Source organism: Metallibacterium sp., from assembly GCF_054637675.1.
The window spans coordinates 31614-44898 of sequence record NZ_JBTSRB010000014.1 but is presented as its reverse complement, the minus strand read 5'-3'; the positions used below and the strand labels follow the sequence as shown (position 1 = coordinate 44898).

At 64.7% G+C, this 13285-nt stretch carries 14 protein-coding genes; 13 read left to right on the top strand and 1 reads right to left on the bottom strand.

Features of this window, described 5'->3' with window-relative positions:
• Positions 1–67: 67 nt before the first annotated feature.
• The 13 genes from ACYDAT_RS06735 to ACYDAT_RS06675 all read left to right on the top strand — a co-directional run bounded on the left by ACYDAT_RS06735 (position 68) and on the right by ACYDAT_RS06675 (position 10890).
• Entirely contained in the window at positions 68–760 is a 693-nt protein-coding gene (locus tag ACYDAT_RS06735; protein ID WP_461449141.1) for an MtnX-like HAD-IB family phosphatase, read from the top strand.
• A gap of 3 nt (positions 761–763) precedes the next feature.
• Positions 764–2188 (top strand): aspartate aminotransferase family protein, encoded by a 1425-nt coding sequence (locus tag ACYDAT_RS06730; RefSeq protein WP_461439390.1) that lies wholly within the window; start codon positions 764–766, stop codon positions 2186–2188.
• A gap of 71 nt (positions 2189–2259) precedes the next feature.
• Positions 2260–2634, top strand: coding sequence for a 6-carboxytetrahydropterin synthase QueD (gene queD, locus ACYDAT_RS06725; RefSeq protein WP_461439389.1), 375 nt, complete (start codon positions 2260–2262; stop codon positions 2632–2634).
• Positions 2635–2818: 184 nt separating this feature from the next.
• Entirely contained in the window at positions 2819–3190 is a 372-nt protein-coding gene (locus ACYDAT_RS06720) for a phasin family protein (protein WP_461439388.1), read from the top strand.
• 231 nt (positions 3191–3421) lie between these two features.
• Complete coding sequence (locus tag ACYDAT_RS06715) at positions 3422–3793, top strand: ATP synthase subunit I (protein ID WP_461439387.1); 372 nt, start codon at positions 3422–3424, stop codon at positions 3791–3793.
• Positions 3794–3833: 40 nt separating this feature from the next.
• Positions 3834–4646, top strand: coding sequence for a F0F1 ATP synthase subunit A (gene atpB / locus ACYDAT_RS06710; RefSeq protein WP_461449139.1), 813 nt, complete (start codon positions 3834–3836; stop codon positions 4644–4646).
• A gap of 40 nt (positions 4647–4686) precedes the next feature.
• Entirely contained in the window at positions 4687–4971 is a 285-nt protein-coding gene (gene atpE, locus ACYDAT_RS06705) for a F0F1 ATP synthase subunit C (protein WP_461439385.1), read from the top strand.
• A gap of 69 nt (positions 4972–5040) precedes the next feature.
• Complete coding sequence (locus ACYDAT_RS06700; protein WP_461439384.1) at positions 5041–5511, top strand: F0F1 ATP synthase subunit B; 471 nt, start codon at positions 5041–5043, stop codon at positions 5509–5511.
• 2 nt (positions 5512–5513) lie between these two features.
• On the top strand, positions 5514–6053 hold the full coding sequence (locus ACYDAT_RS06695; protein ID WP_461441535.1) for a F0F1 ATP synthase subunit delta: 540 nt from the start codon (positions 5514–5516) through the stop codon (positions 6051–6053).
• 78 nt (positions 6054–6131) lie between these two features.
• Complete coding sequence (atpA, locus tag ACYDAT_RS06690; protein WP_461439382.1) at positions 6132–7682, top strand: F0F1 ATP synthase subunit alpha; 1551 nt, start codon at positions 6132–6134, stop codon at positions 7680–7682.
• Between the two features lie 107 nt (positions 7683–7789).
• On the top strand, positions 7790–8656 hold the full coding sequence (gene atpG, locus ACYDAT_RS06685) for a F0F1 ATP synthase subunit gamma (protein WP_461439381.1): 867 nt from the start codon (positions 7790–7792) through the stop codon (positions 8654–8656).
• A gap of 148 nt (positions 8657–8804) precedes the next feature.
• Positions 8805–10220: a F0F1 ATP synthase subunit beta gene (atpD, locus tag ACYDAT_RS06680; RefSeq protein WP_461439380.1), complete on the top strand. Its 1416-nt coding sequence runs from the start codon at positions 8805–8807 to the stop codon at positions 10218–10220.
• Positions 10221–10467: 247 nt separating this feature from the next.
• The gene (locus tag ACYDAT_RS06675) at positions 10468–10890 is read left to right on the top strand and encodes a F0F1 ATP synthase subunit epsilon (RefSeq protein WP_461439379.1); all 423 of its coding nucleotides are present in this window, start codon (positions 10468–10470) and stop codon (positions 10888–10890) included.
• A gap of 379 nt (positions 10891–11269) precedes the next feature.
• Here the strand turns inward: ACYDAT_RS06675 and ACYDAT_RS06670 are convergent, their stop codons facing one another.
• Positions 11270–13258: a DUF3857 domain-containing transglutaminase family protein gene (locus ACYDAT_RS06670; protein ID WP_461449137.1), complete on the bottom strand. Its 1989-nt coding sequence runs from the start codon at positions 13256–13258 to the stop codon at positions 11270–11272.
• Positions 13259–13285 lie beyond the last annotated feature (27 nt).

The following is a 13285-nucleotide window of genomic DNA, read 5'->3' as shown; positions in this document are numbered from 1 at the left end:
GCTGTTATTGCTCGTGCCGCAGCGCCCGGCGCCCGTTTTTTCCCATGACTCCAGGATTATTCCGTCCATGAATGAGTGGACCATCGTTTGTGATTTCGACGGTACCGTCAGCGTCGGCGATGTCACCGACCTGCTGCTTGAGCGCTACGCTGCGCCCGGCTGGGAGGAGCTGGAAACCGCCTGGCAATTGGGCGAGATCGGCTCGCGCGCGTGCCTGGCCGGACAGATCGCTCTGCTGGACGCCAGTCCGGCGCAGCTCGATGCGGCGATCGCGTCGATCACCATCGACGCGGCATTCCCCGCGTTCGTCGCCGATGCGCGTGCGGCGGGCGTGTCGCTGACCGTGGTCAGCGACGGCCTTGATCGTGCCATCCGCGCGCTGCTGACGCGCTACGGCCTCGGCGACTTGCCGATCGTGGCCAATCACCTGGAGCAATCCGGCGCGCGCAGCTGGCGCCTGGAGTTTCCGCATTCCAACCCCGGCTGCCGCGCCGCCAGCGGCACCTGCAAGTGCGAGCGCGCCGAGGGCTTGCGTCGGCTGGCGCCCAGCGTGCTGCTGATCGGTGACGGCAGCTCCGATTTCTGCGTCGCCGGCTCGGCCGATTTCGTCTTCGCAAAACACCGCCTAATCGCGCATTGCCGCGAGCGCGGCTACGCGCACCTGCCCATGCACGGTTTCGTCGACGCGCGCGCGGCGCTGTCGCGCCTGCTCACTGGCGAGCTGCATGCGCAACCTCATCGTTTTCATCAGGACACCTGATCCATGCCGCACGCCGATCCTCATCACGTTGTTCCTTTCGCCAGCGCGCCCGCGCGCAGCGAGGCTGATCTGCTCGCCGATGAGGCCCGCTACTGCTCGTTCGGTGACACGGTGCACTACACCGAGCCACCGAAGATCTTCGCGCGCTGCGAAGGCAGCTACATGTACGACCGCGCCGGATTGCCATATCTGGACCTGCAGATGTGGTATTCGGCGTGCAATTTCGGCTATGCCAACCCGCGCCTCAACGCCGCGCTCAAGCACCAGATCGACACCTTGCCGCAGGTCGCCAGCCAGTACCTGCACGTTGAAAAGATCGAGCTGGCCAGGATCATCGCGCAGGACGCAGAGCGCAAGTTCGGCCTGCCGGGGCGCGTGCATTTCAACGTCGGCGGTGCGCAGGCGGTCGAGGATTCGCTCAAGCTGGTGCGCAATTTCAAGGGCGGCAAGAGCCTGATGATGGCCTACGAGGGCGGCTACCACGGCCGCACCCTGGGCGCCTCAGCGATCACCTCCAGCTACCGCTACCGGCGCCGCTACGGACACTTCGGCGACCGCGCCATGTTCCTGCCGTTTCCATACCATTTCCGCGGACCCAAGGGCATCAGCAAGGAAGAGTACGGCGAGCAGTTGGTGCGCGAGTTCGCGCGTCTGTTCGAGACCGAGTACTACGGCGTGTGGGATCCGAAGGCCGGCGAATGCGAGTACGCGGCGCTGTATGTCGAGCCGCTGCAGGGTACCGGCGGCTACGTGCTGCCGCCCAGGAACTACTTCGCCGGCATCAAGAAGGTGCTTGAGCAGCACGGCATGCTGATGGTGGTGGATGAAATCCAGATGGGTTTCTACCGCACCGGCAAGCTGTGGGGCATCGAGCATTTCGGCGTCAAGCCCGACGTGATCGTGTTCGGCAAGGCGCTGACCAATGGACTCAATCCGCTGTCCGGGCTGTGGGCGCGCGAGGAACTGATCAATCCCAAGCAGTTCCCACCCGGTTCCACGCATTCGACCTTCAATGCCAATCCACTGGGCACCGCGGTGGGTCTTGAAACCATGCGCATGCTGGCCGAGACCGATTACGAGGCGATGGTGTCCGCTAGTGGCGCGCACTTCCTCGCCGGACTGCGCGATTTGCAGCAGCGCCATCCCGAGATCGGCGACGTCGACGGACTGGGCCTGGCGCTGCGCGCCGAGATCTGCGAAGCCGACGGCTTCACGCCCAGCAAGAAACTGGTCGACCGCATGGTCGATATCGGTCTGGCCGGTGATCTCGATCACAACGGCAAGAAGATCGGCCTGGTGCTCGACATTGGCGGCTACTACAAGAACGTCATCACCTTCGCGCCCTCGCTGCACATCAGCAGCGCGGAGATCGACCTCGCCATGAGCCTGCTCGATCAGTTGCTGACGCGCGCCAAGCGTTCGCCGTGATCTGACGGTCGTTGCGGCGGGTGCGTTGTGCGTGTGCCCGGCGTGCCTGTTCGAGCCTCTACAATCGTGGTATGGAAATTTTCAAGATCTTCACCGTCGAGGCGGCGCACCGGCTGACCGCGGTGCCACCAGGGCACAAGTGCGCACGTCTGCACGGACATTCGATTCGCATCGAGGTGCACGTCAGCGGTGAGCTTGATGCGCATCTGGGGTGGGTGTGCGATTTCGCCGACATCAAGCGCGCGTTCCAGCCGCTGTACGCGCAACTCGACCACAATTACCTCAACGATCTGCCGGGCCTGGACAACCCCACCAGCGAGCTGATCGCGCGCTGGATCTGGCAGCGGCTCAAGCCGGAGTTGCCCGGTCTTAGCCGCATCGTGGTGCACGAGACCTGCACCGCCGGTGCCAGCTACTGCGGCGACGGAGTGCTGCCTGGACGCTGACCGCGCGCACTGCATACATGCTGTGCAGCAGCATCTTCCGTCTCGTGGCGCTTGTGCGTCGCGTGCGGAACCCCTCCAATAGTGGAAACAGAGGCTGAATGCGTCGCGAGCACACCATGTTGCATCGCACCAAAAGTGGTGCTAGGCTTTCCTCACGCTGAAATCCAAGCCTGAGGAGGCTGCCATGAACAACACTGCTTTCAACACCACCGCATGGACTGACGCCGTGACCGGCGCCGGCCGTGATCTGCAAACCGCTGCGCTGAAGGCGCAGACGCTGAACTTCGATACCTTCGGCACCCTGCTGGGTCAGCATTTCGACATGCTGAGCAAGCAGAGCGAAGCCGCGCTGGCCTTTGGCCGCGAAGCCTTGGCCGCGCGCGACGCCGAGTCCGCCAACGCGCTGATCAGCAAGGGCATCGCCACCGCGCGCAGCCAAGCCGAAGCCGCGCTGGCCCACGGCCGCAGCGTCGCGAGCACGCTGAACCGTCACGCCGAGGCCATGCAGAACCTGGCCGAAAAGCAAGTCGCGCAGGTCAAGCCCATCAAGGGCTGATCCGCCACTGCAGTCGAAATACCGCGGAAGCTCCCTCCCTCTCGGCTTCCGCGGCTCCTGACGGGCCGGCTTGACCGGCCCGTTTTTTTTAGTGGTGCGCGCCTGCTCGCGGCACGGCAGGAAATCGTGAGGCAGGCATTGCCGTGCGCGCAATGCGGCTGTTATCCTTTTACGGCTTTGAGGCAGGTAGTCGGCAGGCTCGCGATGCGGGCTGGACGCGAGGCGGTGTCGATGCACAGCTCGATTGCAGGCGGCAGGCGCTTCGCGGTACGCAGCATCGCGCTGCAGCTTGGCGCCACGGTGTTGCTGGCCATGGTGTGGGCTGCGACGCAGGGGATACCGGCGGCGCTGGCGGTGGGTTTCGGGGGTGGTGCGGTGGCGTTGGGCAATGCGCTGTTCGCACTGCGCCTGTTTGCGGTGCGCGTGGCACCCGCTCGGCAGGTGTTGCGCGGGGTCTACGCCGGCGAGGCGCTGAAGCTGGGACTGGCGTTGTCCTTGCTGTACGTGGCTATCGCCGTGCTCAAATTGCCGTTCCTGCCTTTGCTGGCGGGCCTTGTGCTGGCACAAATCGTGTTTTGGATCGCCCTTGTTGCAATCAGGTGAGCGGATGTCTGGTAGTGCGGAGCAAGCCGCCGGCGGCGGCATGACTGAATACATCCACCACCATTTGCACAACTTGCAGTGGCACGTGGGTGCGGGTCCATTCTGGGTCATCGACATCGACACCGTGGGCGTCACGCTGGTGCTGGTGGCGATTTTTCTCGGCGTGTTCATCCTCGCCGCGCGCCGTGCCCATGCCGGCGTTCCCGGGCGCTTCCAGGCCTTCGTCGAGATGCTGATCGTCGGCATCGATGAGATGGTGCGCGAGACCTTTCACGGTTCCAGCAAGCTGATCGCGCCACTGTCACTGACCATTTTTGTGCTGGTGTTCATGATGAACTTCATGGACATCATCCCGGTCGACTTGCTGCCTTGGCTTGGGCGCGAGGCCGGCTTGCCTTACCTGCGTGTGGTGCCGACCGCCGATCTCAACACCACCGTCGGCATGGCGCTGACGGTATTCGTGCTGATCCAGTACTTCGGCCTCAAGCACAAGGGGCCGCGCCTATTCTTCAAGGAGATGTTCACCGCGCCGTTTCACGCGCATGGTTTCGCGGCCGTTGTGCTGGCGCCGGTCAATTTCCTGCTGCGCCTGATCGAGGAGGCGGTACGCCCGGTTTCCCTGAGTCTGCGACTGTTCGGCAACATGTTCGCGGGCGAGTTGATCTTCATCCTGATTGCGACGATGACCCTGGGCGCGAGTTTGGCGCATGGCCTGACCTATGTAATGGGTCCCGTGCAGTTTCTGTCCGACTTCGTGTGGACAGCCTTCCACATCCTGATCATCACCTTGCAAGCCTTCATTTTCATGATGCTGACCGTGGTGTACCTGAGCATGGCCTCGGAACAGCACTGATTTTCCCCTCATAAACCCAATTCTTACTGCGGAGAACACCATGCAGCACCTTGATCTGATCGCCAATGTCATGGGCATGACGCTGATTGCCGCCGGCCTGTTGATTGGCCTGGGCGCGCTCGGGGCCGCCATCGGCTTCGGCATTCTGGGCGGTAAATTTCTCGAGGGAGCGTCGCGCCAACCCGAGTTGACGCCGATGCTGCAGGTCAAGATGTTCATCGTCGCCGGCCTGCTCGATGCGATTCCGATGATCGGTGTGGCGATTGGTCTGTACTTGATCTTCGCCAACCCGTTCCTGTCGGCGCTGGGCCTGAACTCGAAGTAATCGATTGAAACCCTCAAGCCACATGCGGACGTCGCGGGCAGTCGCCGCGACCGTAGCGGGAAGCCTGCAATGAACATCAACCTCACGCTCATCATCGAGGGCCTGGCATTTTTCGCCGTGGTGTTGCTGGTGATGAAATACGGATGGCCGCCTTTCATGGCGGCTATCGAAGAACGCCAGAAGCGCATTGCCGAGGGGCTGGCTGCCGCGGAACGCGCACGCGCCGAATTGCGCGATGCCGATGCGCGCGTGGCCGAGGAGATCAAGGCCGCGCGTCATCAGGCCGCGGAGATCATCGATCGCGCCCAGCACCAGGCCAACCTGTTGCTGGACAAGGCGCGCGAGGATGCCATCGCCGAGATGCAGCGCCACAAGGCCGCCGCCGAAACCGAGATCGCCGCGGCCACGGTGCGTGCGCGCGAGGAACTCAGCATGCGCGTCGGCGAACTGGTGCTGGCCGGTGCCAGCAAGATCCTGCAGCGCGAGGTGGATGCCAACACCCATCGCCAGATGCTGGATGAACTGGCGGCCGAGATCTGACCATGGCGCAGGCGCTGACTCTTGCCCGGCCTTACGCACGCGCCGCGTTCAGCGCGGCGCGCGCCGACCAGCAACTGGCTTCGTGGTCGGCGTGTCTTGCGTTCGCGGCGCAGGTCGCGCTCGACCCGCAGATGATCGCGCTGCACGGCGATCCGCGCGTGACGCCGGGACAGATGCAGGCGCTGCATTTGCCACCGGATGCGGCCAGCGGTGGCGCGTTCGCGCGCTTCCTTGAAGTGCTGGCCGAGGCCGGACGGCTGAACCTGCTGCCGTTCATCCGCGACGAGTTCGATGCCTTGCTGCGCGACGCCGAGGCCACGCTAGAGGTCAGCGTGACCAGCGCGCAGGCGCTGGACGAGGCCGCGCAGGCGTGCCTGAGTGAATCACTGGCACGTCGCTACGGACGCCGCATCCAGTTGAACCTGCGCCAGGATCCGGCGCTGGTCGCCGGCGTGGTGCTCGAGGCCGAGGGCGAGGTGATCGACGGCTCCATGCGCGGACGTCTGCAGCGCCTCGCCGGCGCGCTGGCCCACGGCAATTGACTTGTAGCGCCCAGGCCACACAACGCATTCACATTCTGCGACCGCCCCGCTTGCGCGGGGCTCCACGGGAAGAAGTCCATGTCCAGCACCACGCTCAATCCTTCCGAAATCAGCGAGCTGATCAAGCACCGCATCGAGCAATTCAAGCTCGGCGCCGAAGCACGCAACGAGGGCACCCTGATCAGCGTATCCGACGGCATCGTGCGCATCCACGGCCTGGATGACGTGATGCAGGGCGAGATGATCGAGCTGCCTGGCGAAACCTTCGCCCTGGCGCTCAACCTCGAGCGCGATTCGGTGGGCGCCGTGGTGCTGGGCGATTACCAGCATCTGCGCGAGGGCGATCGCGTCAAGACCACCGGACGCATCCTCGAAGTGCCAGTTGGCGAGGCGTTGCTGGGGCGCGTGGTGAACGCGCTGGGACAGCCCATCGACGGTCGCGGCGCGATCGCCGCCAAGGGCACCAGCCCGATCGAGAAAGTCGCGCCCGGCGTGATCTGGCGCAAGTCGGTCAGTCAGCCGGTGCAGACCGGCTACAAGTCGATCGACGCCATGATTCCGATCGGCCGCGGTCAGCGCGAGCTGCTGATCGGCGACCGCCAGACCGGAAAGACCGCGCTGGCCGTGGACGCGATCATCAACCAGAAGGGTTCCGGCATCAAGTGCATCTACGTCGCCATCGGCCAGAAGCAAAGCTCGATCGCGGCCGTGGTGCGCAAGCTCGAGGAATTCGGCGCGCTGGAGCACACCATCATCGTCGCCGCATCAGCGTCCGAATCGGCCGCGATGCAGTACATAGCGCCCTATTCCGGCTGCACCATGGGCGAGTATTTCCGCGACCGCGGCGAGGACGCGCTGATCATCTACGACGATCTGACCAAGCAGGCATGGGCCTATCGCCAGATCTCGCTGCTGCTGAAGCGCCCGCCGGGCCGTGAAGCCTATCCGGGCGACGTGTTTTATCTGCACTCGCGCCTGCTTGAGCGCGCCGCGCGCGTCAACGAGGAGTACGTCGAGAAGGCAACTGCCGGCGAGGTCAAGGGCAAGACCGGTTCGTTGACCGCGCTGCCGATCATCGAAACGCAGGCGGGCGATGTGTCGGCGTTCGTGCCGACCAACGTGATCTCGATCACCGACGGCCAGATCTTCCTCGAAACCGACTTGTTCAACGCCGGCATTCGTCCCGCGGTGAACGCCGGCGTCTCGGTGTCGCGCGTCGGCGGCGCGGCGCAGACCAGGATCATCCAGAAGCTGGGCGGCGGCGTGCGTCTGGCGCTGGCGCAGTATCGCGAGCTGGCGGCGTTCGCGCAGTTCGCATCCGATCTGGATGCGGCCACGCGCGCGCAGCTCGAGCGCGGCCAGCGCGTCACCGAGCTGATGAAGCAGAAGCAGTACAGCCCGCTGTCCGTGGCCGACATGGCGGTATCGCTGTACGCCGCCAATGAGGGCTATCTGGATGACCTGAAGATCGCCGAGATCCTGCCCTTCGAATACGCATTGCACCAGTACATGCGCCAAAGCCACGGCGCGCTGATGCAGACGATCGACGCCAGCGGCGACTGGAACAAGGACATCGAGGGCACCTTCAAGCAGGCGCTCGCCGAGTTCAAGAAGACCGGATCCTGGTAAAGCGGGAGTCGGGAGTCGGGAGTGGTAAGCAATCGTCGCCGCAACGCACGCTGACGCTTTCCAACTGCCGACTACCCATTCCCCACTGACGCCTTTCGAGTCACCACATGGCCAATGCACGCGAAATCCGCAGCAAGATCCGCAGCACGCAGAACATGCGCAAGGTGACGCGTGCGTTGGAGATGGTTTCGGCCTCGAAAATCCGCAAGGCGCAGGATTTGATGCGTGCCTCGCGTCCCTATGCGCATCTGATGCGCCAGGTGATCGGCCATGTTGCGCGCGCGCATACCGAATATCGGCACCCGTTCATGGCGCGCCGCGAAGCGGTGCAGCGCGTCGGTTATCTGGTGGTTTCGACCGATCGTGGTTTGTGTGGAGGCCTCAACGCGAATCTGCAGCGCAAGCTGGTGGCGGAGATTCGCGCCTGGCGCGCGCAAGGCGTCGAGGTCGATGTGGTCGCGGTGGGGCAGAAGGCGCTGCAATTCTTCCGCCGCCTCAAGGACATCCACCTGGTCGGCTCGGCCACGCATCTGGGCGAGCGTCCGCGCATCGAGGATCTGGTCGGCGTGATCAAGGTTCTTCTGGACGCCTATACCGCCAATCGTCTCGACCGCGTGTTTCTCGCCTACAACGACTTCATCAATACCATGAGCCAGAGGCCCACGGTGGATACGCTGCTGCCATTGCCCGCGTCCGCAAGCCTGCAGGTCGGCCACGACTGGGATTATCTGTACGAGCCGGATGCGCCCAGCGTGCTCGACCCGGTGCTCAAGCGCTATGTCGAGGCGCTGGTATACCAGGGCGTGCTGGAGAACCTCGCCTGCGAGCATGCGGCGCGCATGGTGGCCATGAAGAGCGCCTCGGACAATGCCAACAAGCTCATCGAAACATTCACCCTGATCTACAACAAGGCCCGTCAGGCGGCGATCACGCAGGAAATCAGCGAGATCGTCAGCGGCGCCGCGGCGGTGTGATTGGGCTGGAAGGCAGGAAGTAGAAAGTAGGGAGTAGGGAGTCGGAATTGACAGTCTTCGCACCGTTGACTTCCCACTTCCCACTTTCCGTCAACCACGACGATCCCGCAACAACCCGACTTATCCAGAAATTCCCGGAGTCAATGCAATGAGCCAAGGCAAAGTGGTCCAGATCATCGGCGCGGTGGTGGACGTGGAGTTCCCGCGCGATCAGGTGCCGAGGGTGTACGACGCGCTCAAGTTACCGGGCACGGCGATCACGCTTGAGGTGCAGCAGCAGCTCGGTGACGGCGTGGTGCGCACCATCGCGCTGGGCTCGACCGACGGCCTCAAGCGCGGCCTGATCGCCGACAACACCGGCGCCGGCATCAAGGTACCGGTGGGCAGGGGCACGCTGGGGCGCATTCTTGATGTGCTCGGCCGCCCGATCGACGAGGCCGGCCCGGTGCAGGCCGATGACCACTGGGAAATCCATCGCTCCGCGCCCGCGTATGCCGATCAGGCCGCGGCCAACGAATTGCTGGAAACCGGCATCAAGGTGATCGATCTGGTGTGCCCGTTCGCCAAGGGCGGCAAGGTCGGCCTGTTCGGCGGCGCTGGCGTGGGCAAGACCGTCAACATGATGGAACTGATCAACAACATCGCCAAGCAGCACAGCGGTCTGTCGGTGTTCGCCGGCGTCGGCGAGCGCACCCGCGAGGGCAACGACTTCTACCACGAGATGAAGGACTCCAACGTCCTCGACAAGGTGGCGATGGTCTATGGGCAGATGAACGAGCCGCCAGGCAACCGCCTGCGCGTGGCGCTGACCGGCCTGACCCTGGCCGAATATTTTCGCGACGACAAGGATCCGGCCACCGGCAGGGGCCGCGACATCCTGTTCTTCGTCGACAACATCTACCGCTACACGCTGGCCGGCACCGAGGTGTCCGCGCTGCTCGGCCGCATGCCCTCGGCGGTGGGTTACCAGCCGACCCTGGCCGAGGAAATGGGCGTGTTGCAGGAGCGCATCACCTCGACCAAGACCGGCTCGATCACCTCGATCCAGGCCGTGTACGTGCCCGCGGATGACCTCACCGATCCGTCACCGGCCACCACTTTCGCGCATCTGGACGCGACCGTGGTGCTGTCGCGCAATATCGCCAGCCTCGGTATTTATCCGGCCGTCGATCCGCTGGATTCCACCAGTCGCCAGCTCGATCCCAACGTCATCGGCCAGGAGCACTACGACACCGCGCGCCGCGTGCAGGGTACGTTGCAGCGCTACAAGGAACTCAAGGACATCATCGCCATCCTCGGCATGGACGAGCTCAGCGACGAGGACAAGCAGGCGGTCTCGCGCGCGCGCAAGATCGAGCGCTTCTTCTCGCAGCCGTTCCACGTGGCCGAGGTGTTCACCGGCTCGCCGGGCAAGTACGTCACGCTCAAGGAAACCATCCGCGGCTTCAAGATGATCTGCGACGGCGACTGCGACCACCTGCCCGAGCAGGCGTTCTACATGGTCGGCGGCATCGACGAGGCGTTCAAGAAGGCCGAGGAAATGGGCGCCAAGAAGGCGGCGTGAGGCCAGGAGCTGGAAGTGGGAAGTAGGAAGTAGAAAAAGCGGGCTGTCATCCAGAGCGAAGCGAGGGATCTTCCCCACGGACAGCAATCCACGATCCTGATGCACGGCGCAATGGCACCGCAGATGAGGTGGTGAGCGGCAGGCGGATCTGGAACAGGACGCGCACGGCTGTCAGCGTTTAGATTTTCCCCACTCCCCACTCCCCACTCCCCACTTGCAGTTGTGAAGCGTACAAGGCGAACGAACCATGACCAGCATCCGTTGCGACATCGTCAGCGCCGAGGCCGAGATCTTTCACGGCGAGGCCACGCTCGTGGTCGCCAGCGGCGCCATGGGCGAGCTGGGCATCACGCCGCGCCACGCGCCGCTGATCACGCGCCTGAAGCCGGGCCAGGTCGAGGTCGTGCGCCCCGATGGCGAGCGCCTGTCGTTCTATGTCTCCGGCGGCATCCTCGAGGTGCAGCCGCAAGTGGTCACGGTGCTGGCCGACACCGCGCTGCGCGCGGCCGACATCGACGAGGCCGCCGCGCTCAAGGCCAAGCAGGAAGCGCAGGATGCGCTGAGCAATCGCAAGGACGCCATCGAGCTGGCCGAAGCGCAGGCGCAATTGGTGCAGGCGATCGCGCAGTTGCAAGCGCTTGAGCGCCTGCGCAAGCAGCTCAAGCACTGAGTCGCATGCTTGCGCGGCGAGCGCCGCGCAGGCCACGCTTCGGCCCACTGCCTGCCGCGGCAGGTTGTGATACAAGCTGATCTGGTTGGCGCAATCGCGTGCTCGACGCCGCTGGCAAGCAGACGCTGGATGGCACGGTTCATGTCCAGCAGCGTGCGCTGACGAGCGCCCCGTGCGAAGGCGAGCGGCGTGGGCGACAGCCTGGACATGGGTTCTCCATGGAATGGAGCCAGGCGACGGCCGGGGCGTGGGACAGCGCCGAACGGATGTCGCAGCGCCGGGACCGTATGTGGACGGTTCGCATCTTGCGCATGCTCGATCTCTGGCACAGCCGGACACTCGCGCCGATCGCGCGCGTGCATCAGCAGCGCGTGCGCAATCAGGGTTTGCCAGCGGGCTCCGGCTGCAGCCAGTGCAGCGCCACGCCCGGCCCGGCATAGAGCACCTGCGCGCGCTGATCCTTGCCGATGACGCCGGCCAATGCCTGCAGCGCAGCCAGATCGCTGGCCGGGCACAGACCATCGCCGGTGGTTACCAGGCTGCGCTCGGCGACGATGCTGGTACCGACCAGCCGATAGCGCGCTTGATAGTGGCCAGCGCTGTTGCTGAAGTTCATCGGCGGCGGAATGGCGATGAAGTGGCTGCCCGGCGGAAAACTCAGGCGCGTGTTGCTGACGCGTGCGCTGCCGGTGCAGGCCAGCGGCAGGCGGCGGGCCTCAGCGTCGCCGCCGGGCACGTTGATCCACGTGCCGGAGCCGGGAATGGTCACCGCCGCCGGGCCGGGCAACTGCGCGAACGCCGGCACCTTCACCTGCATGCGCAGCACGAACGGCCGGGCGAAATCCAGCGGGTTGCCGAACTGCATGTCGCCGGTGCCCTGCATGCCGCGCGAGGCCAGCATGCTTTGCATGATGTATTTCTCCTGCCCCGGACGCACGCTGAGAAAATTGCCGCGCATGCCGATGTCGCTGGCGCCGACGCCGCGCTCGCTGCTGTGCGCGATCAGGCTGCCGTCGGCGGTGATTTCGCTGTGGTCGTCCGAGATCAGGCCCATGGTGGCGGGACCAAAACCGGGCGTATGCAGCACGCGTGGCTCACCCGGCACGGCGCGCACCAGCACGACTTGGCGCCCGAGATCGCTGCCGGGCAGCTCACCGAACGGCGCCTCGCCCACGGTGGAATCGACGAACAGATGCCATTCCGGCAGGTAGGTGATGATGTGATTGAAATGGTTGGCGGCCACTTGCGGCGGGCGATTGGGGCCGCCGGCATTGATCAGCGCGCCGACCGCATCGATGCCCTTGGCAGCGAGCAGTGCCTCCAGTAGCGTGGCGTGGTCCTTGCAGTCGCCGTAGCGGTTGGCGATCACGGTGTCGGCGTCATGCGGCACCACGCCGCCGACACCGAAATACACCGCCACGTAGCGGATGTGCTTGCTCACCCAGTCATAGAGCGCCACCGCCTGCGCGCGCTTGCCGCTGATGCCGTGGGTGATTTGATCGGCCAGCTTGCGCACCTCGGGGGTCACCGCGGCCTTGTCCCTGGCGCGCGCCCAGTAGGCGTCGCCGATGGCGGCGTAATCAGGGAACGTGCTCACCATCACTCGCGGCGAGAACACGTAGGGGTTGGGCGCGATGGTCTCGGGCGTCATCGGCGGCACGTTGTTCAGCGCGAAACCAATCAGCTTGCGGCCGCTGCCGGCCGGTGCTGCGGGCGTCCACGGCTGCATGCCGTGGGACTCGACGTGAAACGGCAGGTCCGCGGGGATGTCGTAACTCAGCCGCACCTTGCCCCAGTCGCCGTAACGCGAGTAGCTCTCGATATTGCTGAACTGATCAGGGAACAGCGCCTCGTGGGTGTCGATGCGGTAGCTGTAGTGCAGGATCGCGCCTACCGCCAATTGCGGAAACACGATGATGCGCAGCTCGGTGTCGGAGAACATCGGCGCGCCCACGCCGGCGTTGTCGAGCTTGGTGAAGATCTGGTTCTTGCCGACCTCGATGCGCTTGCCCTCCGGCGTACTGACCCAGGCGGAAAGCACGGTGAGCTTCTGCCGTGAGACGCTGTACGGCAAGCGCACGCTGCTCCATTCACTGATGCCGGCGACGGTGTTGATGCGCACGCTGCGCGTGACCGTTTCGGTGAATGTACCGTTGCGTTCGATGCGATAGGCATCCGCCAGCAGCAGATTGCTGGAGGCCGATTGCACCTCGGCGCGCGCTGGCGCGGGAATCACCTCGGGAATCGTGTGGTCGGGCGTGGCGATGCGGGTCGTAGTCGATGTGGGCGCCGCTGGCAGCAGTTGCGCGTGGGCGATGCCCGCGGCCAGCAGTGCCACGAGTGCGAGGGTCGAAGCGATACGACGCATGAGTGTCCGTTCCCGGGGTGGCGTGCG